This window comes from Chryseobacterium gregarium DSM 19109 (genome assembly GCF_000430845.1).
GTDB lineage: Bacteria > Bacteroidota > Bacteroidia > Flavobacteriales > Weeksellaceae > Chryseobacterium > Chryseobacterium gregarium.
The window spans coordinates 1-21,431 of record NZ_AUMU01000025.1 but is presented as its reverse complement, the minus strand read 5'-3'; the positions used below and the strand labels follow the sequence as shown (position 1 = coordinate 21,431).

21 protein-coding genes are annotated in these 21,431 nt (G+C 42.5%); 4 read left to right on the top strand and 17 right to left on the bottom strand.

Going from position 1 to position 21,431, the window contains the following annotated elements; genetic code table 11:
• Positions 1–835 (top strand): alpha/beta fold hydrolase (locus H561_RS0119360; RefSeq protein ID WP_228372310.1); only part of this gene is annotated, 835 nt, incomplete at its 5' end.
• A 101-nt stretch (positions 836–936) separates the two neighbouring features.
• On the opposite strand, the gene H561_RS0119355 is transcribed toward H561_RS0119360, so the two are convergent.
• Together H561_RS0119355 and H561_RS0119350 are read right to left on the bottom strand one after the other, a co-directional pair.
• A complete protein-coding gene (locus tag H561_RS0119355) occupies positions 937–2,367 on the bottom strand; it encodes an exodeoxyribonuclease VII large subunit (RefSeq protein WP_027388491.1) in 1,431 nt (476 codons plus the stop codon).
• Between the two features lie 217 nt (positions 2,368–2,584).
• Positions 2,585–2,935 carry a winged helix-turn-helix transcriptional regulator gene (locus tag H561_RS0119350; RefSeq protein WP_027388490.1) on the bottom strand — a complete coding sequence of 117 codons (351 nt, stop codon included), beginning with the start codon at positions 2,933–2,935 and terminating at the stop codon, positions 2,585–2,587.
• Between the two features lie 102 nt (positions 2,936–3,037).
• On the opposite strand from H561_RS0119350, the gene H561_RS0119345 reads away from it, so the two are divergent.
• Together H561_RS0119345 and H561_RS0119340 are read left to right on the top strand one after the other, a co-directional pair.
• Positions 3,038–3,793 (top strand): SDR family NAD(P)-dependent oxidoreductase, encoded by a 756-nt coding sequence (locus H561_RS0119345; protein WP_027388489.1) that lies wholly within the window; start codon positions 3,038–3,040, stop codon positions 3,791–3,793.
• A gap of 24 nt (positions 3,794–3,817) precedes the next feature.
• A complete protein-coding gene (locus H561_RS0119340) occupies positions 3,818–4,588 on the top strand; it encodes an SDR family NAD(P)-dependent oxidoreductase (protein ID WP_027388488.1) in 771 nt (256 codons plus the stop codon).
• 38 nt (positions 4,589–4,626) lie between these two features.
• On the opposite strand, the gene H561_RS22900 is transcribed toward H561_RS0119340, so the two are convergent.
• Complete coding sequence (locus tag H561_RS22900; RefSeq protein ID WP_316929430.1) at positions 4,627–5,430, bottom strand: helix-turn-helix domain-containing protein; 804 nt, start codon at positions 5,428–5,430, stop codon at positions 4,627–4,629.
• Positions 5,431–5,610: 180 nt separating this feature from the next.
• Complete coding sequence (locus H561_RS22895; protein ID WP_051349459.1) at positions 5,611–6,396, bottom strand: SDR family oxidoreductase; 786 nt, start codon at positions 6,394–6,396, stop codon at positions 5,611–5,613.
• A gap of 191 nt (positions 6,397–6,587) precedes the next feature.
• Here H561_RS22895 and H561_RS22890 point away from each other — a divergent pair, with 191 nt between their 5' ends.
• Positions 6,588–8,168: a sigma-54 interaction domain-containing protein gene (locus H561_RS22890; RefSeq protein ID WP_034762869.1), complete on the top strand. Its 1,581-nt coding sequence runs from the start codon at positions 6,588–6,590 to the stop codon at positions 8,166–8,168.
• Positions 8,169–8,387: 219 nt separating this feature from the next.
• Here the strand turns inward: H561_RS22890 and H561_RS0119320 are convergent, their stop codons facing one another.
• The 13 genes from H561_RS0119320 to H561_RS0119260 all read right to left on the bottom strand — a co-directional run.
• The gene (locus tag H561_RS0119320; RefSeq protein ID WP_027388487.1) at positions 8,388–9,014 is read right to left on the bottom strand and encodes a TMEM175 family protein; all 627 of its coding nucleotides are present in this window, start codon (positions 9,012–9,014) and stop codon (positions 8,388–8,390) included.
• Between the two features lie 32 nt (positions 9,015–9,046).
• Entirely contained in the window at positions 9,047–10,399 is a 1,353-nt protein-coding gene (locus tag H561_RS0119315; RefSeq protein WP_027388486.1) for a sigma-54-dependent transcriptional regulator, read from the bottom strand.
• A gap of 23 nt (positions 10,400–10,422) precedes the next feature.
• Complete coding sequence (locus H561_RS0119310; RefSeq protein WP_027388485.1) at positions 10,423–12,693, bottom strand: histidine kinase dimerization/phosphoacceptor domain -containing protein; 2,271 nt, start codon at positions 12,691–12,693, stop codon at positions 10,423–10,425.
• Between the two features lie 44 nt (positions 12,694–12,737).
• The gene (locus H561_RS0119305; protein WP_027388484.1) at positions 12,738–13,403 is read right to left on the bottom strand and encodes a YoaK family protein; all 666 of its coding nucleotides are present in this window, start codon (positions 13,401–13,403) and stop codon (positions 12,738–12,740) included.
• A 6-nt stretch (positions 13,404–13,409) separates the two neighbouring features.
• Entirely contained in the window at positions 13,410–13,883 is a 474-nt protein-coding gene (locus H561_RS0119300) for a Dps family protein (RefSeq protein WP_027388483.1), read from the bottom strand.
• A 1-nt stretch (position 13,884) separates the two neighbouring features.
• Entirely contained in the window at positions 13,885–14,310 is a 426-nt protein-coding gene (locus H561_RS0119295; RefSeq protein WP_034762865.1) for a DoxX family protein, read from the bottom strand.
• 11 nt (positions 14,311–14,321) lie between these two features.
• A complete protein-coding gene (locus tag H561_RS0119290) occupies positions 14,322–16,211 on the bottom strand; it encodes an amidohydrolase (protein WP_027388481.1) in 1,890 nt (629 codons plus the stop codon).
• A gap of 2 nt (positions 16,212–16,213) precedes the next feature.
• Positions 16,214–16,960, bottom strand: a complete 747-nt coding sequence (locus H561_RS0119285; RefSeq protein ID WP_027388480.1) for a M17 family peptidase N-terminal domain-containing protein — start codon at positions 16,958–16,960, stop codon at positions 16,214–16,216.
• Positions 16,961–16,980: 20 nt separating this feature from the next.
• Positions 16,981–18,312 carry an alginate export family protein gene (locus tag H561_RS0119280; protein WP_228372309.1) on the bottom strand — a complete coding sequence of 444 codons (1,332 nt, stop codon included), beginning with the start codon at positions 18,310–18,312 and terminating at the stop codon, positions 16,981–16,983.
• Between the two features lie 67 nt (positions 18,313–18,379).
• Positions 18,380–19,012, bottom strand: a complete 633-nt coding sequence (locus H561_RS0119275) for a hydrolase (protein WP_027388478.1) — start codon at positions 19,010–19,012, stop codon at positions 18,380–18,382.
• A gap of 33 nt (positions 19,013–19,045) precedes the next feature.
• Positions 19,046–19,957: an alpha/beta fold hydrolase gene (locus tag H561_RS0119270; protein ID WP_051349458.1), complete on the bottom strand. Its 912-nt coding sequence runs from the start codon at positions 19,955–19,957 to the stop codon at positions 19,046–19,048.
• Between the two features lie 112 nt (positions 19,958–20,069).
• Complete coding sequence (locus H561_RS0119265) at positions 20,070–20,558, bottom strand: MaoC family dehydratase (RefSeq protein ID WP_027388476.1); 489 nt, start codon at positions 20,556–20,558, stop codon at positions 20,070–20,072.
• 38 nt (positions 20,559–20,596) lie between these two features.
• The coding region (locus H561_RS0119260; RefSeq protein ID WP_228372308.1) for an alpha/beta fold hydrolase at positions 20,597–21,431 on the bottom strand (835 nt) is incomplete at its 5' end.

Genomic DNA, 21,431 nt, shown 5'->3' with positions numbered 1-21,431 from the left:
AAAATCTACAACAATGAGTACACTGCAATTAAAAGACGGAACCGAAATTTTTTACAAAGATCAGGGAAAAGGACCGATATTGATGTTCCACCACGGATGGCCGTTGTCATCAGACGACTGGGATGCCCAGGTCATTTTCTTCTTACAAAAAGGGTACCGAGTAATCACGCATGATAGAAGAGGTCACGGAAGATCAAGCCAGGATATCTACGGCCATACCATTGAACAATACGCTTCTGACGCTGCGGAACTGGTAGAATTCCTGGACCTGAAAGACGTAGTTCACATCGGGCACTCAACAGGAGGTGGCGAAGTGATCCGTTATGTAAATAAGTATGCCAACGGAAGAGCTAAAAAAGCCGTATTGATCAGCGCCGTTCCACCCGTTATGGTGGCAAGCGAAAGCAATCCGGATGGGGTACCGATGGAAGTTTTTGACAACATCAGAGACCAGACGCTGAACAACAGGCAGCAGTTTTATATCGATTTGACTTTCCCTTTCTATGGCTACAACAGAGAGGGTGCCAATGTGAAAGAAGGGATACAGAGAAACTGGTGGAGACAGGGAATGATGGGCGGAATCGTTGCGCATTACGAAGGCATCAAAGCGTTTTCTGAAACTGATTTCAGAGAAGACCTGAAAGCAGTTGATATTCCTGTTCTGGTTCTTCACGGGGAAGATGACCAGATCGTGCCTTACCAGAATGCCGCATTAAAATCAATTAAACTACTGAAAAACGGGACGATAAAAACCTATCAGGGTTTCCCACACGGAATGCCGACGACGGAAGCAGCAACAATTAATAAAGATCTTTTGGAGTTTATCCAATCTTAATTACAGTAAAATATATTAAACCATACCATCCTCTGCAGCCGGAAACCTGCAGGGGATGATTATATTGCAGGCCACATGCTCATAAAGCATTGATTTATGAACTATACAGCTTTTGCAATAATATATCCTATGACCAATGCAATAATGGCCGCCATGATGATCTTGGTATAATCCGTTTTCTGCTCCTGCAGTTTTTTATCAAGCTGGGCATTTTCAAGTTTTGCAGTCTCAAGGCCTGCCTGTAATGAAGCTGTTTTTTCATTCACCACAGACTGAATGTTTTTCTCATACAGCCCGGCGATCTCTTTTTTATGGATTTCCATTTCTTCCTGCCGCTGTTTCTGCTGACCGGCGAAACTGGTATTGAGTTCCCGGATCTGCTTCGCGGCGTTTTCCTGCATTTTCTGAAACTCTTCATTCTTTTTGGTCAGCTGCTCCGTTAAGGTACTTACCTGTTTTCCATAGGTTTCCGTAATTTCTTTTTTAAGTTTTTCAACTTCCTCATTACGGACTTTAAGCTGGCCGATGAATGCCTGAGACTGTTGCTCTACCTGTTCTTTAAAGGTTTTCTGGGCTTCGATAAATTCATCATTTTTCTTTTTCAGCTGGCCGTTCAGGGTATTTACCTGTTCAACAAACTGTTTTGAAACATCCTTCTTAACCTCTTCAATCAGCAATGCCCGGGAATTGGATTTTTCCTCAGTCAGTTTACTGAGAATGGAATGCAGCCCGGCACCGTAATCGTGCGGAAGATGGAATCTCCTGTCTGCCAGCTTATCAAGCAATGTTTCATCTGCCGTATGCCCCAATGCAGTGATGGTGATGGCCGGAAGGCTAATGAACTTTTCTGCCAGTGACAGATTATTGAACACTTCAAAACTCTGCTTATCCCCACCTCCGCGTACCAGGGCAATGACATCATACTGCGTATCTGAAACCGTATGCAGCAGATCTGAAATGGATGTGGCCGAGGTAATGTTGCAGGTATATTCATCAATTTCAAAATTGCCCGAGGAAACATCCAGCCCTTCGTAGAAATCTTTCTGGACAATGGCACTGTGTCCGTAAATATTGGCAATTCTTACTCTTTCTGATTTTAAAATCTTATCCCTGATAAAGTTTTCAAGATCCTTTGATCCTTTTTCGAGCTTCTTCTGAATGAGGTCATAGCGTTTCAGGTCATCCTCAGAGACCGATTTTTCTTCCTGTGAAATGATTTCATCAACAACAAAAACCAGTTCAATGCTTGAGTTCTTAACCCGTTTTTCTATAAATCCTCGCAGCGTATAGACTTCATTATTCACAATTTTACTTCGCAGCAGCCCCGGCATTTTAACCCCGATAGAGGTGCTGTCGCTTTCGGAATACAGAAAATCATAATAGTAGTTGACGTAGACTTTGCCGGCGCCGTAAGAATACCGGCCTTTCAGGTAAATCAGATTTACGGTGGCACTGAGCTTTAAGGCATTATTAAACAAGCCTATAACGGCTGCCGGAGAATAAACGGGATAGGTAATTTCGTTGCCCTGCATATGGAAATATAAAATGGATGAATGAGTCCTAAACTGCGGCAAAGATAACACCGTTACGGATATATCAGCCTCATTAGGGTACCTGAAAAATCAGAGTTTAAAAGATATTGTCCGCCTCAGATTAATTATTGCATTACTTTTATATACAGATATGGATACTTATCTGTGCAATACATTAACCGGAAATCAAAAGTTTACGTAAAAAGATACCTCAGCCCTACCCGACAATTTCTTTCCGGTGTTGCAGGCCCCATTCCGTCAGGTTGTTGATGATGGTCTGCAAAGTTTTGCCGTGTTCCGTCAGCTGATACTGTACAGTAACAGGATGTGTATCTAAAACCGTACGTTTGACCAGCTTATTGATTTCCAGCTCCTTCAGTTCTTTACTCAGCATTTTGTTGGAAATCCCGGTCACATCGTTCAGTATATCGGAAAATCTTCTTTTATTGTAATGGCAGATCGATGAAATGATATAGATCTTCCATTTTCCACTCAGTACGTCCATGGCATCATGAATGGCCATCATTTCCTTTTTCCGGTCCGCCTGAAATTCTTTATTGCACTCCATAGGTTACTTTGTTACCTTAATGTTACTGTTACTTTTAGATACAAAGTTACTTAAATACATTAACATAATATAACTTTGTGCCATTATTAAAATCAATATTTAATGGACAGACTAAAAAACAAAGTAGCAGTGGTGACCGGGGCATCTAAAGGAATAGGCGCTTCCATTGCTCAGTATTTTGCAGCAGAAGGCGCGAAAGTGGTTGTTAATTACGCATCCAGCAGAGAAGATGCTGACAAAATTGTAAAAGCCATCACCGACAACGGCGGTACAGCCATCCCGGTACAGGGCGATGTATCAAAAGCAGTGGATGTAGCCAGGATTTTTGAAGAAACGGGAAAAGCGTTCGGCTCGCTGGATATCCTGGTGAACAATGCGGGTATTTACCAGTATGCCGCCATCGAGCAGGTATCGGAAGAATCTTTTCATCAGCAGTTCAACATTAATGTGCTGGGATCTTTACTAACGATCCAGGCATCCTTACAAATGTTCGGGGATAAAGGCGGGAACATCATCAATATCAGTTCGGGAGCCAGCAAAACACCGCTTCCTACCGGTTCGGTATATTCCGCCACCAAGGCGGCACTGGATGCCGTTACGGTGTCTTTATCGAAGGAATTCAGCGGGCGGAATATCCGTATCAATTCCATTTTACCGGGAGGTGTGGAGACGGAAGGTTCGCACAGCGCAGGTTTCATCGGCACCGATGCGGAAAAAAACCTGATCGCCCATACGCCTCTTGGCCGTATCGGCCAGCCGGAAGACATTGCAAAAGCCGCCGTCTTTCTGGCCTCTGATGAGGCAGCCTGGATCACAGGAGAACTCATATCGGTGTCCGGCGGGATTTATGGCCTGTAATCAATTATCAGAAAAAAATTAAAAATGAATACTTTACAAAATAAAGTTGCCGTCATTACAGGCGGCAACAGCGGGATCGGATACGGGATTGCGGAAGCTTTCGCAAAAGCAGGCGCATCAGGCATGATTACCGGAAGAAATGAAGTGACCTTAAACACTGCCGTTGAAAAACTGGACGGAAGATTTAAAGCGGTAAAAGCAGATGTCACCCAAACCGCTGACCTGGAAAACCTGTTTAAGCAGACAGCCGCAGAATTTGACAAGGCTGATATTCTGGTAGTGAACGCAGGCGGTATTGTAGACGGTATCCCGATGAGTGGAATCGGTGACGTTACGGAAGAGCATTACGACCGTTATATGGACCTGAACTTAAAAAGTGCTTATTTCACGGTGCAGAAAGCACTGCCCTATTTAAATAACGGAGCTTCCGTTATCCTCATCGGTTCAAGTGCAGCCCATCGCGCCGCTCCCGGAATGACCATCTATGCCGCAGCGAAAGCCGCCATTATATCGTTAGCCAAAGGCCTGTCGCTGGATCTGCTGCACCGGAACATACGCGTCAATGCGCTGTCACCGGGATCCATCGATACTCCCGTTTTCGGGAAAATGGTTCCACAGGAACAGCTGGAACAGGTAAAGCAGCTCTGGGCAGACATAACGCCTGTCGGCCGTCAGGGCGCTCCTTCGGACATCGGAAATGCCGCTGTCTTTTTGGCTTCTGACCATTCATCTTTTATCGTAGGGACAGAACTCCTTTCCGACGGCGGGCTTACCAATATCAGCCTGATGAAATAATATAATTTGAAATAAAAATTCAATTCAATATTTACCAATTAATTAAAGGACGCCCGGAACTCTCCCGGCGTCCTGTCGGTTTTGTTCTTAAACAGCTTGCTGAATGACTGGGGATATTCAAATCCTAAACGGTAGGCCACTTCACTCACTGACAAATCAGTAACGCTTAACAGCTCTTTTGCTTTATCAATCAGCTTCTGCTGGATATGCAGCTGCGCACTTTGGCCGGTAAGGTTACGGAGCATATCGCTCAGGTAATTAGGAGAAAGATTCATCCGGTCAGCAAAATACGATACATTCGGAAGACCGCTAACCTGTCTTTCGGGGTTGTTAAAATAATCATCAAGCAGCGCCTCAAAAGTGTTCAGGAGATTTCCGCTTGCTTGCTTCCGGGTCAGGAACTGGCGGTGGTAAAACCGGTCGCAATAGTTAAGGAGCAGTTCGATCTGCTTAATCAGGATAGGCTGCGAAAAGACATCGGTGGCTGCCTGGCTTTCTCTTGCGATATCCGTTAATAAGGCCGTTATCATATGTTCTTCTTCAGGCGACAGATGGAGTGCTTCATTGACGGCGTAAGAGAAATAGCCGAACTTCCGTATCTCTGCCGCCAGCGGAAAGCCCTGGATAAAATCGGGATGGATAACCAGCCACTGCCCTTCCAGATTCCAGTCATCCCTGATCTCAGTTATGACGACCTGACCCGGTGCAAAGAACGTCATTATCCCGTCATCAAAGTCGTAATGCTGCTGGCCGTACCGCATCCGGCCTTTAAAATTCTTTTTGAGCGAAATACAGTAAAAACCGTAGGTTACCGATTCGAGCTCAGGATCTTCAAAGCACAAAATCGATCACGCTGATCAGCGGATGCCTTGGCTTAGGAAGCTCCAGCAGCCGATGCAGTTCGCGTATGGATTTTATGGTATAGGGTTTCATATCAGATGTATTATCAAATCGGTTCCTGCTCTACATTAATCAAAATCGGTAGATAAAGTCAGATCTTTCCACTTTTCAAATTCGGCAGCCTAATCCCTGCGTTTCTGCAGGAGCAGGTCATAGGTATCCGTTCCAAGTAACAGGTGTAAAGGCAGCTCCTCCATTCCCGAGATTTCCACTAATATATTGACTAATTTTTCCGGATCTCCCTGCTGCTTCCCGCTAAAACCGGACCATGTCTTTTGAGCTTCTTCCACACCGTAAACCTCAATTTTATTCTTTACATACTGAATGGAATTCATGAACTCGGTCCTGAACTGTCCGGGCGCCACCACTGTCACTTTAATTCCGAAAGGCTTTACTTCTTCTAAGGCAAGCGCCTCGGTAAGCCCGATAACGCCAAACTTCGCAGCATTGTAGCTGGCAGCATTGGCAAACCCAATATATCCTGCATTCGAGGATATGTTGATGATATGGCCGGACCCCTGCTTACGCACATAGGGCATTACATTACGGATGATATTTACCGTACCGAATAAATTGACATCCATGGTACTGCGGAATTCTTTGTCCGTCATTTCCTCCATATTTCCCACCAGGCTATATCCAGCATTATTGACAACGACATCTATCCGACCAAACCGCTCAACGGCTTTTTCAATGGCTTTTTTCACCTCCTGATCTGAAGTAATATCGAGTTCCAAAGCATACAGATTCTTCTTGTCTGAAGTTATTTCTTCTTCAAGCACCGCCGTATTGCGGCTTGTTGCCACCACCTTATGGCCCTTTGAAAGCAATAAGCGGGTAAGGTGTAATCCAAGCCCTTTTGAAGTTCCGGTAATGAACCAGACTTTCTGATCATGTCTTTGCTGCATCCTGATTAATTTTAAATTTTGTCTATACAATATTCGGCAAAAAAATGCCACAGCTTTTATCTACATCACGGAATATGGTGTTCATATTACTTGAATATGGTCAATGAAAATAGGGTTTGTATATCTCATCACTAAAAACAATAATATCAAAACAAATCTTTCCTTATCTTTAAACTTTCAAAGGAGTTTTAATGAGTAAACAGGTTGACCATACGGCGGAACTGATGAGGCGGCTGCAGGATATGCAGAGAGAACAGTCGGTTATTTCTTCATTAAACAAAGCATTTTCACTGGTCCTGGATAAAGACCGTTTTAAAATGACCTTAAACCAGGTTTTCAAATCCGAGCTCAGTTTCGACAGTTTTGTGATCTTAAGAAACTTTAAAAACGGTGTTGAGGTTTTTCTTAGTTCTTCAAATCCTCAAAAAAATATCGATGAAAACACGCTTGATACTTATTTTGAACAATGCTTACATTCGGCGGAACCGTTACTTTTTGACCTTAAGGCCATAGCTCTGAATACATCATCTGCTCCTTCCTATTTTCTGGATGCCAGGAATGCCGGAATGAGAATGGCGGCCGGATTTGGCCTGCCTTCGATTCAGGATGATCAGAATGCCATATTCCTTTTCTATAAAAACTTTATTTCTGCCGATGATCTCCCGGAAAGAATCCTGACAGGGATTTCCACACAGCTGTCGGTCACCGTCCGCAACATTATAATGGGCGGACAACTGAATAGAACGCAGCATCTCACTCAAGAAACTAAACAGGAAACCATTCCGGAACAACCAACGCCACAGGGTTTTCAGGGAATCATCGGAGAAAGCGAACCGATGCAGCAGATTTATGAGCAAATTTCTCAGGTTGCGCCGTCAGGATCGAATGTTCTCATCTATGGCGAAACGGGCACAGGAAAGGAATTGGTAGCGCAGGCCATTCACGGTTTGTCTTCATCAGCACATCAGAAAATGATCCGGATCAACTGTGCGGCCATTCCCGCCAACCTTATCGAATCCGAGCTTTTCGGCCATGAGAAAGGAAGTTTTACCGGAGCAACGGAACAGCGCCTGGGGAAATTTGAACAGGCGAACAACAGCACTATTTTTCTGGACGAGATTGGCGAGCTTCCCTTTGAGCTTCAGGGCAGGCTGCTCAGGGTTTTACAGGAAAAAGAAATCGAACGGATCGGAGGAAACAATCGCATTAAAGTCAATGTCAGAATTGTAGCCGCGACCAACAGAAACCTTGAAAAGGAAGTGGCGGAAGGAAATTTCAGGAGCGATCTTTTTTACCGCCTGAATGTCTTCCCGATTTATCTTCCGTCTTTGCGGGAAAGAAAAGAAGACATTCCGTTACTTGCTAATTATTTTTTAGAAAAACATCATTTAAAAGCCGGTAAAAAGATCATCGGCTTTTCTCAGAAAGTAATTAATGAAATGAGCAGAAATCCCTGGCCGGGAAATATCCGTGAACTGGAAAATATGGTGGAAAGAAGCATCCTGACGTCAAAAGACAGCATTATCAAAGAAATGGAATTTGCGAAAGGGATTGCTCCTCCTCAGAATAAAGACTGGGAATTTCAGATTAAAACCCTGCAGCAGGTAGAAAAAGAATATATTTTAAAAGTAGTTGAAAAATGCAACGGCAGAATTTCGGGGAAATACGGTGCTGCTGTTTTATTGGGGCTGCCTTCTACGACACTGATTTCAAAAATGCAGAAACTCGGAATACAGAAAGAACATTATTTCGATAAGAGGAACCAAGAATAATCTGATATAAAGTAACCTGAGTTCGAGATAAAAAACTGCCGGAAAACAATTTATACGTATCGCAAAGGCAGACAAGGATATTTTTTGTTATGTATAATAAGGTAAACAGGGCATTGCATTCAGCAAAGAAATACAAAATATTTCCTGTGAATTGTTTATTTGGTTTTGTTTGATTTTATCGTCGCATTTATTTTTAATCCTTCAGATTAAAGGAGTTAATCACCGCAGTTTATTAGTACTCATTTCAATTTTCCCGGAAGATAAAGCCCAGAAGATCCAGAGCCCTAAAATAATAATCAGCGAAATGGCGGGAACCCAGAACGAAAAGAGCAAAGCAATAATATAAATCGGGAGCCCGTACAAATAGTTATTGTGGATTTTTTTAATCGCTTCATCGGTAATCCCCGGGCGGAGAAGCTTTTTATCCCGGCTGGCCAAAAACCAAAGTAAATTGAACGCCAGATTGATCAGAACAAAAGTTCCGGTATAGATCGCCACAACGGCAGACGAGGCTTCCCCGTTGAAATAACGGGCGAGCAGGGCTGTCGGATAGGAAACTGCCGAAACCAGAAACAAGATCAGCCCGTTGGCAAACATAATCGCAGAATTCCGGCTGTAGATCTGCTTGAAAATTTTATGGTGGTTCACCCACATAATGAAAATACTGAAAAACGAAAGAATAAAAGCCAAAAAGGTAGGCCATTGATTCTTCATGAAAATCAGCAGATCGTTTCCGTTGGTTACTGCATTGTCTTCCGGTAGATGGAGATCCAATACCAAAAGCGTAATGGCAATCGCAAAAACACCGTCACTGAAGCCTTCTATCCTGCCGGTTTCTTTTTCCATAATTTCGTTTTAATTTAAACCGATTGTTATATTTATTGATACCCTTTATCAATGCCCAGTTTTTTCATTTTAGAATACAGGGTCTGTGGCTGCATTTTCAGCAGTTCCGCGGCTCCTCCGGCTCCGGAAACCTTTCCGTTGGCACTCTGCAGTGCTTTCATGATGTGGTCCCGCTCCATTTCTTCCATCGATTTCAGCTGGCCTTGGGATTCACCGGAAGTTTTTTCCGCTGTTTTGGGAAGATCAAAGTTTTCTATTTCCGATGTTCTGGCTAAAAGAACGCTTCTTTCGATCAAATGCTCCAGTTCACGGATGTTTCCGGGCCAATGGTAATGTAAAAGCTGCTGTAGAGCATCTTGACTGATTGAATTAATATTTCTTTTTGAAGCGGATGCATATTTATTCAGGAAAAAGTCAGCGAGCAGTCTGATGTCTTCTTTTCTTTCCCGTAAAGGCGGCAATTCGATCGGGAAAACATTTAACCTGTAGTATAAATCCAAACGGAATCTGCCTTCCGCCACTTCTTTTTCCAGGGAACGGTTGGTAGCAGCTACGATCCTTACATTAACTTTAATGGTTTTATTTCCGCCCAGTCTTTCGATTTCTTTTTCCTGTAAAACCCGCAGTAATTTCACCTGGGAATCCAAAGGCAATTCACCGATTTCATCCAAGAAAACAGTTCCTCCGTTGGCCTGTTCAAATTTGCCGATTCTCATAGCATTGGCTCCGGTAAAGCTTCCTTTTTCATGGCCGAACAGCTCAGACTCAATTAAAGAATGGGGCAAAGCGGCACAGTTGACAATCACAATCGGGCTTTGACTTCTGTTGGAAAGGTCATGAACCGAATGCGCTACTTTTTCTTTTCCCGTACCGCTCTCACCCACCACCAGAACGGAAGTATCCGTTGGGGCCACCACTCTTATTTTTTCAACCACCTCCTGAAGCAGCGGACTTTTACCGATAATCCCTTCTATTTCTCCGTGGCTCTCAGATTCCTGAACATCAGCATTTTTCTCAATATCAAAACGGTATTTTGCAATATCGAGCATTACGATAAGATCGCGCTCCCGAAAAGGTTTTACCATAAATCCGTACGGCTGTGTTTCTTTCACGGATTCCAGTGTAGACTGGTTGGTATTGGCAGAAATATAGAGGAAAGGGATGTTTATTTTACGCAGTTCCCACGCCAGGTCAATTCCGGTAAGGTCGCCTTTCAGCATGATATCCAAAAGTACCCAGTCCGGCTTTTTTTCGGCAACAGATTTTCTTGCCTGTACAACGGAAGACGCAATCCCCGTCACCTGATAACCTGCTTTTTTAAGCATCAGCTTCAGGTCATTGGCTACGATAAATTCGTCTTCTACAATTAATATTTTTTCTTTCATTTTATCTAAAGATATCTTTCACTTTATCCGTGATTTTCAATCTCTGTATTTTTAGCAAATGTTATTATTATTTTCAGCCCGTTATTGTTTTCCAGAGAAAAAGTTCCGTCCAGCTGGTCGGTAAGTCCTCTCATCAGGTTCATTCCTAGAGATTCTGTTTCATCGATATCAAAACCATCCGGAAGCCCTACGCCGTCATCCGAAATAATGAGCTGGTAATTGTTTTCTCCGATATTTTTAAATGAAACCAGCATTTCACCGCTTTTATCCTTCGGAAATGCATATTTTACGGTATTATTGACGGCTTCATTCACGATCAGTCCCATCGGAACGGCCTGTGCCACATCCAGAAATACGTTCTCGGTATCCAGCACAAATCTGATATTTTTTTCTGATAAATAACATTCTTTAATATAGCTGATCAGCTCATAAATATACCACGACATATCAATCGTCGAAAGGTTGTCTGACTGGTATAATTTCTGGTGAATCAGAGACATGGCATGCATCCTGTGCTGGCTGTTCTGGATCGCCATCAACGCATCTTCATTCTCCAGATAAGCGGATTGCGTATTTAATAAGCTAATGACAATCTGGAGATTATTCTTTACTCTGTGGTGGATTTCCTTTAAAAGCCATTCTTTTTCGGACAATAGTTTTTTCAGCTGTTCGTTCTGTTCATCGATCTGTTTCCGCTTTATTTCCAATGCTTTATTGGCTTTGTTTTTCATTCTTGAACGATTGTAAAGCAATGCCGCAAAGAGAATCAATACCAGGATACTTCCTGTGAAAACATACTTCATTACCATATCATTGGTGATCTGTACTTCCTGAAGCTTTGCCTTTTGTGTAAGCAGTTCTATGTTTTTGTCCTTTTGCTCGGTATCAAATTCAATTTTCAGGCTGTTGATCTGCTTACTTTTTTCACCGTTGAAAACCGAATCCGACAATTTCTTATACATCTGGTAATGCTTAATCGCCTCCGGGTATTTTCCCTGTATGGAATCCGCTTTGAACCAGATCAGATGATTTTCCGAACGCAGCATATCATTTCCTGCTTTTTTAGCCAATGAATCAAAAAGTTTCACATTTTTATAAAACACATCATAATTTTTGGTCTGGTAATGATAAAATGCAAAACCTCTAAGTAATGAAAGCTGCTTATTGTTTTTCTCAGCATTTTCGCCGTAATAGCTAACCAGTTTTTTATAATAGATTCCAGCGTTTTTAAAGTCTTTCAGGATGGTATACGTACTGAAGAGGATATAATCTTCTGTCCTTTCAAACTCCTGGTCAGCGATCGGATACCTGGCTTTATATTCTCTGATCATGGCAATGGCTTCCTTAAATTTCCTCTGTCTGATCAGCATGGTTGAGATATTGTTGGCTACAGTTCTTACATATCCGGCATCATTATTTTTCTTGGCGATGAGTAAAGCTTTTTCCCAGTATTTCATCGCATCATCATTTTGACGCAGATAATAATATACCATCCCAATGTTGCTGTAGATTGAACTCATCTGTAATGAATTGTCATGGAGACGTAACGCTGTTTTTTCAGCTAAAATCCCATATCTCAAAGCTTCTTCATAATTAGCTTTCTGAACTTCGACCTGCACAAGCAGATTATACACTCCCTGAAGCGCCTGAAACTTCGCAGACTGATAAACAGACAACGACTGCTTAAGCAAAGCAGCTGATTTATCCGGATTTTCAGCCAACATATACAACTCACCCATATCTTTGAGTACGTTTGCCTGCTTCACCTTCAACCCTAGCGCTTTGTATGCTCCTAAGGCTTTTTCCTTCAGTTTTATTTTAACATCGAAATTTTTCGGATCATTGTCATACATAAAAGATAACTCTTCATAACCTTTGCCTGCCTGTTCCGTCATTTTATTTGCTACAGAATAAGAAACTGCCTGCTTCATTTTTGAAAAAGCAATATTTTTATTTCCTCTCTCTTTATCAATTCTTGCATTCAACAACATTAATTTGCCCCTGTCAGATTTACTCCCTGTTTTCCCAATCAAAAGCAAAGCTTCTTTGCTAAGGATTGCCGCACTGTCGAGATCTTTTTTTACTTCTCCAGGTTTGCTTATATAATAATCGCTCAGCTTCAGCAATAATGCCGTTTTCCGAGCATCATCCTTTAAAGAGGCAATCTGCTTTCTCAACAGTGCAGGATTTTCTTTGAGCTGCGCATTAAATGAAATATTTAAGAACATCAAAACCAATGAAGAACGGAATATCTTACATGGGTTTTTGATGGTAAAACAAAGATTGAAATTCATTTTTTAAAGATAATTCATTATCTGGTTATGTACCCGTTTTTACATTAGATTTTACGGTGATAAAGATAACAGATGATCATTGCCAACCCGGGCACAATCAATGTTACCAGTCCAAACTGCCTGCCTGCAAAAGCTCCCAGAAAACATCCCGTCAGAAAACCGATAATTAAAATAAGCTGTTTCTTTAAACTGCTCAATGCATCCGCATCCTTAAAACCGTTTTTGATCAAATTTCCGAAATCCAGAGAAGCCTGCGTTACATTGCCCGTCATCATCGTTGTCGGGCCATGCGTTTCTTTGGCATACAGTTTCCCGAAAGCATTCTGAAGCCCCATCGCAAAAACGGCCATCATGGTAACGGTGTACATCATAGTCTCAGTAAACATTCCGTTATAACTGAAAGCCGCTACTAAAATTCCTGCCAAAAGCAGTAAGAAACCTTCCCAAAACAGGATCCTATAATGATTGAGAACTTTTCCGGCAATTCTTCCCCCGGCTATTACTGCCAGAATAAAAACAGGAAAAGTCAGAAGCTTGATCCAGGCATGAATATCTGAACCTTTCACAAACTGATAGGCAAATACAATAAAGTTCCCTGTTACGTGCGCCGAAAAAACAGCATCTGCCGAAACAAAGGTTACCGTATCACAATAGCCTGCAATCATGGTTAACAATAACGTAACAAATCCTATATTATGTTTTATTTCCATGATATTTTATTTTAAATGTGAACGGAGCATCCAGGCCATTTTTTCATGGCTTTCCAGTAACCCGGTGATGTAATCGCTTGTTCCGGCATCACGGAATTCTACCGCAAAATTTTCAATATTTTCACGAAGATGAACAATGATACTGTCATGATCAGACAGCAGTTCTTTAATGTAAGTCAGGCTGTCATTGGATTCCAGATGACTTTCCGAAAGGTGTGTCAGCGACAGATATTCCCTTAGCGTAGCCGGAGCATAATGTCCCAGCATTCTGATCCTTTCAGCCAGCTGATCAGTCATTTCATCCAGCTTCTGATACTGTGCTTCAAAAAACAGATGTTTATTATAAAAATCCTGTCCTTCCACATTCCAGTGGGCTTTCCGGGTTTTCGTGTACAGTACAAATTCGTCTGCCAGTATTTTGATCAGTATTTCAGCAACCTTCGCTAGGTTGACTGTTTTAATTCCAATGGATGTTTTCATTTTAAATAAGATTTAATAAATAATAGTCGAGTGAATATTTTCCTGCGCCCACGGCAAGAATTAATAATAAAGACAGGGTGTACATAAAAGGGACGTCGCGGACTTCCAGGGAATCTTTTCTGTGGACCACGAAATAACCGATGGCTGTCACCCCGATCGTAGGCAGCACGGCGAGCCTGGTTCCCAATCCTAAAATAATTAGAATAGGAACCACCAGATCTGAAAACGAAGCGACCAAAGCATTCATTTTACCGGGAAGCCCCAGCGGATTCGGGATGATTTCTTTCTGTCCGTCTTCCAGCCTGAATTTCTTCAGTCCGTGAACCCTGAAAAGCTCAACTGCCAAAAGCATCCTGAAGACCAGAAAAGCAATATCATTAAAATCCGAACCTAAATCGGAGGATAGAATTTGTTTTAAAATTTCCATAATATATATAGTTAAAAGGCAAAACAGGAACATCCGAGTGCGCCCCAGAATGAATGATAATTGTTTACCGGAAGATTGCTCATTCTCGCATGGTCATGGTTATGGTTATGAACATCGCAGCTTCCGGCACAACTGTGAATTTGAGAAGTCAACGGAGCTTTGAGATCTGCTTTTGCATTTTTTTCAATGGCTGTCCGAGTATGTCCGCCAACAGGATAATAACCGTTGTACAGATTCGTTGGTGACCAATCAGGGAGAATCGGGACCGAAGGCGGCGCAAACGATGAAAACGCTCCTTTGGCATAGACAATTTTACCGTCTACCACCGTCATTTCAGCTTCGATATTTTTGATTTCTTCATCGTCGATCGTGAAATAATCTTGATCTAAAACGGCCAGATCGGCAAACATGCCCACCTGAATATCTCCTTTTTTCTGCTGTTCCTGAGAAAACCAGGCACTTCCTTTGGTATATAATTCCAGCGCAGTATTTCGGTCTAATCTTGTATCGGTGTACAATTGAAGTCCGCCAACCGTTTTGCCAACCGTTAACCAATACATCGAAACCCAGGGATTGTAACTGCTCACCCTTGTGGCATCAGAACCGCCGCCGACAGGAACTTCCATCTCCAGCATTTTTTTAATGGGCGGCGTGCTTTCAGCGGCGGCTGAACCATAACGGTCGGTAAAATATTCGCCCTGATATGCCATTCTGCTTTGGATAGCGATTCCGCCGCCTAAATTCTTTACCCGTTCGATATTTCTTTCATCAATGGTTTCAGCGTGGTCAAAAATCCACGGAAGCCCGTTGAAAGGGATCTCCTGGTTGACTCTTTCAAAAACATTTAAAAACCGGGTAATGCTTTCATTGTACGTGGCGTGAAGCCGAAAAGGCCAGCGGTTTTCCACCAACAAGCGGACCACTTTTTCGAGGTCGGCTTCCATATTTTCAGGCAGATCGGGTCTTGGCTGTAAAAAATCTTCAAAATCCGCAGCCGAGAAAACCAGCATCTCTCCTGCTCCGTTATGACGGTACATATCGTCACCCTGATAAAGTTTTACGGTGTCAATCCATTCGCTGAAATCTTCAAACTCATTTTTGGGTTTTTGGGTAAATAAATTATAGGCGATTCTTACGGTCAGCTGTTTTTTCTCATTCAGTTCATTCACCACCTGATAATCATCCGGAAAGTTTTGAAAACCGCCGCCCGCATCAATAACGCTGGTAATCCCGAAACGGTTCAGTTCTTTCATAAAATGCCTGGTGGAATTTACCTGATGTTCATACGAAAGTTTCGGGCCTTTTGCCAGCGTTGAATATAAAATCATCGCATTGGGTGTGGCAATAATCAATCCTGTCGGTTCTCCGTTGGCATCTCTTTCAATCTGTCCGCCCGGAGGAGCCGGCGTATTTTTTGTATACCCTACCGCTTTCAGAGCAGCCCGGTTCATCAATGCCCTGTCGTACAGATGCAGGATAAAAACAGGCGTTTCGGGAGCAATCTTGTTGATTTCCTCCAGTGTCGGCATTCTTCTTTCCGCAAACTGGAATTCCGACCAACCGCCGACTACACGAACCCACTGCGGAGACGGGGTACGGTCCACCTGTTCTTTCAGCATTCTCAGCGCATCTGCCAAGGAAGGAACACCGTCCCATCGTAATTCAAGGTTAAAATTTAATCCGCCACGGATCAAATGGATATGAGAATCGTTGATTCCCGGAACCACTCTTTTGTTTTTCAGATCAATGATTTTTGTCGATTCTTCTGCAAACTGATCCACCAAACCGTCATTTCCAACGGCAATGATTTTTCCGTCTTTGATGGCCACTGCCGAAATATCCGGCGTTTCTGTGTTGAAACTGTGAATTTTTCCGTTGTGTAAAATAAGATCTGCTTTCATGGTTATTTGGTATTAAGTTTTGTAATCGCATCTTTGATTCCGCCTCCGGCAACGGTAAAAAATGATGGCCCGGCCAGTAAAATCAGTTTCTTCAGTTTCATTTCATCCGAAAAACTTTTACTTTTCAAATAAGACTGCGCACGATAGGCATCAAATGCTCCCAATACCACATTTTCTGCTACTAAAGCCGTCGGAGAATCGATTCCTGCATCTTTGAGGTCGCTGGCAAAAGAAGCGGTTTTCACTTTCAGTTTTAAAGCCTCCCGCATGGCTACGCTTCCGACTTCTTTCATCAGTCCAGCATCGAAAGAATTCCGGTTTCCCAGCCCGATTAACACAAGTCTTTTTGAAGATAAACTTCCTTTCGGCGGATCAATTAATAAGGTTTCCAAAGCATGGCCTTTGAATTTTCCGGCTTTTCTGACATCGGTAATGATTCCCTGCAAAGCTTCATCCAGATGAACCATGCCGTTCAGTTCTTTCGGAAGCGCCGGCGGGTTGAAAATATCACCTTCCGTATATTCGAAAACACAGGCAATCTGTAAATCTGCCACCGCAGCAGAAGGCCCTTGCACCAGACCAACGATGGAAACGCCGTCCACTGTTCCCCAGTTTTTTGTGGTTCCGACTGCTGTTTTTGTTTCAGTTGTTGTCTGTGCTGAAATGAAATTGGTTACTGAACTTGCAAGGACAAATGCAGTAAAAATGGCTTTAGACCAGTTAACATATTTTGAAATTAAATGTTGCATAATAAATGAATTAATAATGGTTAAAATTTGAATCCTAATCGGATATTGTAAAAGACTCCGCTTTTCGCATCCGGAATGATATCCTCGATGAACTCACCTTTTTGGAAGTACTGAATTCCGCTTACCAAAGAAATGAACTGGTTAAAACTATAGGTAAAATTGGTGAGATAAGCCGTTCCGATATACCTTTTTTCTGAACTGCTTCCCGGGCGGTTGAGCACGCCGCTTGGCCGGTAAACACCGTCATTCAGGGAATATCTCCAGTTGAAAACAACATCCGCCTGCATTTTAAGTTTAGACGTTAAATCCAGCGTTGCATACGGATGGATATCAATGAGATTGACGGGGCCGACCTGCGGACTGAAGCCAAAATAACCGCCTTTCGGATAGAGCGGATTAAACGTATTCAGCTTTCCGTCGTCTTTCGATTGGTCTCCTGAAATGTAATCGTTCCGGAGATTAATACTTGGTTTAAACTTGACATTTTCAAACAGATACCCGATGTCGACAGAACCTGTCCAGGCACTGATGGCGCCCTCTCCAAACCTTCCGAACTGATAAGCTGCTTCCAGGTTATAGATTAATCCGCCGCCGTATTTCCAGAACCTTCCGCCGATGGTATGGCGTTTTTCTTTGGCCGTCCCGGCTTCAAAAACGGATTCGTCTCTCCGGATCCCGATGTAGTACAAATCGAGATTTCCGGCTTGCGGAACAATGATTTTTGAATATAATCCCCACAGATTGAGTTGTTTCGATAGTGTATTATCAAAAACTCCGGTATTGATGCTGTCTGCCATCATCACAAAAGCATCGACTGAAATATTTTTCCGTGAGTACATCAATTTAGCGCCTGTAAAAGAAAGCCTTGCGTTCGGACCTTCCCGTACGGAGATCAATCTTCCCGAACCATAATCCAATTCCTGCCGACCGATCCTGAAAACCAGTTTTTTATCCTGATTTTTGAAAAGATTAACATCAACAAAGAGGTTTTGGATACTCAGCTGGTCTTCATCAATTCCTCTCGAACCGTTTTTCCGTCCGTTTTGCAAAGCGCTCCGGACCTGTGAAAAAATTCTCACCTTTTCACCCAGATGCAGATCGGCATGAACATCGTAACGCTGCAGAAAAAAATTGTTGTGCCCGATATCCAGCCTTCCCCAGTCTTCGTTGTTGAAATCCACATATTCATACCGTGCTTCTCCCCCGAAGGACAGATAGATATTTTTCTTTTCATTTAAAGGAAGGAATTTAACCTTATTGTAAAAAGTATCAGCAGAATCTTTTAAATACTCATAGTTTTCATCGTAGCGCAGAAGCTTGAAACTTTGTGCCGATAAATTTTCAGAACACATAAAAATTAAGAGAATAATTTTTAATAACGATATGTAATGTGGAGATTTCAACATTGAAAATTTTAGATTAATGCTTAACCATATGGTGGGCATAATGAATCCCCAGTCCATAAGAACTTCCGTATTTCTTCATCAGGTCGGTTACCGCAACATAGGTTTCCTGGCGTGCCCAGTCTCTCTGCAATTCTAAAATATACTGGATCGAAGTCATAGGCTTTACCCCGGCGTGGATCATTCTCTGAACCGCTCTTTCGTGTGCTTCATCACTTACATCACCGCAGGCATCGGTGATGACGTACACATCATAATTTTCTTCCAATGCAGACAATGCAGGCCCTACGATGCATACACCGGTCCACAAACCTGCAAAAACCAGTTTCTGTTTCTGGGTTCCGACAATTGCTTTGTAAGCCGCTTCATCTTCCCAGGTATTCATTGTTGTTCTGTCGATGTAGCCTGAAGTGGCCATCGGATAGGCTTCTTCAATTTCAGGGAAAACGGGTCCTGAAAAACTTTCTTCCGCAACGGTGGTTACAATTGTCGGTACGTTGAATATTTTAGAAGCTCCGCAGATAACTGCAACATTGTTACGCAGTTCATTCATGGAAATGCTTTTTGTCGCAAATGCCATCTGGCCTTCGAAATCGATTAGTACAAGAGCGTGATTATCCGGAGATAATAATTTTGATGATGGTTTCATTTTAAATTATTTATTTGTTATTTAATAAGAAAATTATTTTTTCAAAAACTTGATGAATTCAGCATTGAATTTGTCTTTTTCTTCCAGGAAAGATGCGTGTCCGCTGCTTTCAAAAGGAATAAGTACAGAACCGGCAATCCCTTTGTTCATTTGTTCTGCCAATTCATATGACACAATATTATCTTTTCTTGCGTGTAAGATCAAGGTTGGAATTTTAATTTTTGGAAGGTCGGCTCTCAAATCTTCGTCTCTCAAAGCAATTAATGCCTGTTCCATTGCGTACGGGGAAGACTGCATTTCGATACTTCCAAGCCATGCACCAATTTCAGGTTTCAAAGACGTTGGAGATAAAACAAAACGTTCTGCAAGAGTACCTAAAAATGCAGGTCTATCTTCATTATTGAGTCCAACCCATTTGGTGATATCTTCTTTTGTAAACAACGGATAAGGATAATCTGGTCTTTTGGTATGCAAAGGTGCAGCAGCGGAGAACAATGCTAATTTGCTCAAATGTGCGCCATTGTATTTTGCAGTATAATGCAGTGCGATTGCACCTCCCATAGAATGTCCGGCTAATGTGGCATCTTTGATGTCTAATTTGTCCAAAACAGCTTTGATATCAGAAGCAAACTGATCGTAATCGTATTTACCATAAGGCTTGTCTGACTGGCCGAATCCTCTCAAAGTAATTCCGATTACACGATAACCCGCCGCAACCAAAGGATGATATTGATATTCCCAAGATGCATCGCTTAATGGATAACCGTGAATTAAAACAACCGTTTTACCTTCGCCAAGGTCGGTAACGTGAAGTCTTACATTAGGCTCTACTTCAATGTATTCCGCCCTTGCTTTTGTTGATTTTCCCGCATTTTGTGCTTTAACACCGGTTACAAGTACTGCTGTTAATAAAACCGCAGTACCAAAGATTGATTTTATTTTCATGATATTTGATTTTTAAAGATTGATTTTTCAGTAGAATTTTCGAATCAGCCGCCATCTTTTCAAAGAGAATTTCATTTTGAAAGATGATGTAGCGGATTCAAAAGAAGGATTTTTATCTTTTCAGTAAGTATTTATGCTGGCCTTCCAGTACGAGTTCAGCTTTCTGGTTATAGATCGTTACTTTTGTGGTAACGATACCCCGATCTCCCTGGGGTGTCAGATCTGTAATCGTAAGCGAAGAATATAAGGTATCTCCGGAATGGACTTCCTTCAAAAAACTACAGGAAAGTTCCAGGAAACTGATGAAAACATTTCCGAAATAATGGGGCAGCAGAGTCGCTCCCGGCGCGGTGAATGCCAAAACCTGTAATCCGTGGACCACCGGTGCTTCGTGGCCGTATCTTTTCGCATATTCCGCATCGTAATGAATCGGATGGTTATCACACGACACGGTTTGAAAAGCTGATGCGTGAGCGTCCGTCAGTGTTCGGCTCGGTGCTCTGAAAACTTCTCCGATCACCAGTTCATCGAAAGTACGGGTCTTTACAATGGCGAAATCTTCAGGATCAAATGCCGTTTCTTTTATACTTGAATTTTCCATAAAAACTTTTTTTGAGTCAGAATAATTTTAAATGGAATTTATTCAGTGATGAACGCCAACAAATCATTATTGATGGTCTCTGCTTCGGTTGTCGGCATTCCGTGTGGGAAACCCTGATAGGTTTTTATCGTCCCGTTTTTCAGTAGTTTAATTGATTTTAATGCGGCATTCTGGTAAGGCACGATCTGGTCATCTTCCCCGTGAAGAACCAGAACAGGAATATCAACTGCTTTCAGGTCTTCTCTGAAATCAGTTTCAGAAAACGCTTTGATGCCTTCGTAATGCGCAACGATTCCGCCCATCATTCCCTGTCTCCACCAGTTTCTCTGTATCCCTTCTTTCACATTGGCACCCTCTCTGTTGTAGCCATAGAAAGGGAAAGTCAAATCGATATAAAACTGCTGCCTGTTGTTCAGCGTCTGGTCTCTGATGTTGTCAAAAACTTCCATCGGTACCCCATCCGGATTGCTTTCGCTTGCCACCATAACGGGTGGAACGGCGCTGATCAATACGGCTTTTTTAGCTCTTCCGTTGGCATACTTATTTACATAACGGATCACTTCGCCACCTCCTGTTGAGTGCCCGATGTGAACTACGTCTTTCAGGTCCAGGAATTCTACCAGTTCCGCAGCGTCAGAAGCGTATTGTTCAATGGTATGGCCGTAGATATCCTGGCTTGATCTTCCGTGACCTCTTCTATCATGCGTGATTACTCGGTACCCTTTTTGTAAGAAGAAAATGACCTGGGCATCCCAGTCGTCTGATGACAACGGCCATCCGTGGTGGAACATCAATATCGGTCCTTTTCCCTGATCTTTGTAAAAAATTTCGGTTCCGTCTTTTAATTGCAGTGTACTCATTGTTGTAGATTTT

What these genes read in the sequence shown, in the direction of transcription:
- H561_RS0119310 (WP_027388485.1), bottom strand. Translation starts at nt 12,693, where the DNA reads ATGAATTTCAATCTTTGTTTTACCATCAAAAACCCATGTAAGATATTC.
- H561_RS0119265 (WP_027388476.1), bottom strand. Translation starts at nt 20,558, where the DNA reads ATGGAAAATTCAAGTATAAAAGAAACGGCATTTGATCCTGAAGATTTC.
- H561_RS0119340 (WP_027388488.1), top strand. Translation starts at nt 3,818, where the DNA reads ATGAATACTTTACAAAATAAAGTTGCCGTCATTACAGGCGGCAACAGC.
- H561_RS0119290 (WP_027388481.1), bottom strand. Translation starts at nt 16,211, where the DNA reads ATGAAAGCAGATCTTATTTTACACAACGGAAAAATTCACAGTTTCAAC.
- H561_RS0119315 (WP_027388486.1), bottom strand. Translation starts at nt 10,399, where the DNA reads ATGAAAGAAAAAATATTAATTGTAGAAGACGAATTTATCGTAGCCAAT.
- H561_RS0119355 (WP_027388491.1), bottom strand. Translation starts at nt 2,367, where the DNA reads ATGCAGGGCAACGAAATTACCTATCCCGTTTATTCTCCGGCAGCCGTT.
- H561_RS0119320 (WP_027388487.1), bottom strand. Translation starts at nt 9,014, where the DNA reads ATGGAAAAAGAAACCGGCAGGATAGAAGGCTTCAGTGACGGTGTTTTT.
- H561_RS0119285 (WP_027388480.1), bottom strand. Translation starts at nt 16,960, where the DNA reads ATGCAACATTTAATTTCAAAATATGTTAACTGGTCTAAAGCCATTTTT.
- H561_RS0119270 (WP_051349458.1), bottom strand. Translation starts at nt 19,957, where the DNA reads ATGAAAATAAAATCAATCTTTGGTACTGCGGTTTTATTAACAGCAGTA.
- H561_RS0119280 (WP_228372309.1), bottom strand. Translation starts at nt 18,312, where the DNA reads ATGTGTTCTGAAAATTTATCGGCACAAAGTTTCAAGCTTCTGCGCTAC.
- H561_RS0119295 (WP_034762865.1), bottom strand. Translation starts at nt 14,310, where the DNA reads ATGGAAATTTTAAAACAAATTCTATCCTCCGATTTAGGTTCGGATTTT.
- H561_RS22890 (WP_034762869.1), top strand. Translation starts at nt 6,588, where the DNA reads ATGAGTAAACAGGTTGACCATACGGCGGAACTGATGAGGCGGCTGCAG.
- H561_RS0119275 (WP_027388478.1), bottom strand. Translation starts at nt 19,012, where the DNA reads ATGAAACCATCATCAAAATTATTATCTCCGGATAATCACGCTCTTGTA.
- H561_RS0119300 (WP_027388483.1), bottom strand. Translation starts at nt 13,883, where the DNA reads ATGAAAACATCCATTGGAATTAAAACAGTCAACCTAGCGAAGGTTGCT.
- H561_RS0119350 (WP_027388490.1), bottom strand. Translation starts at nt 2,935, where the DNA reads ATGGAGTGCAATAAAGAATTTCAGGCGGACCGGAAAAAGGAAATGATG.
- H561_RS0119345 (WP_027388489.1), top strand. Translation starts at nt 3,038, where the DNA reads ATGGACAGACTAAAAAACAAAGTAGCAGTGGTGACCGGGGCATCTAAA.
- H561_RS0119305 (WP_027388484.1), bottom strand. Translation starts at nt 13,403, where the DNA reads ATGGAAATAAAACATAATATAGGATTTGTTACGTTATTGTTAACCATG.
- H561_RS22895 (WP_051349459.1), bottom strand. Translation starts at nt 6,396, where the DNA reads ATGCAGCAAAGACATGATCAGAAAGTCTGGTTCATTACCGGAACTTCA.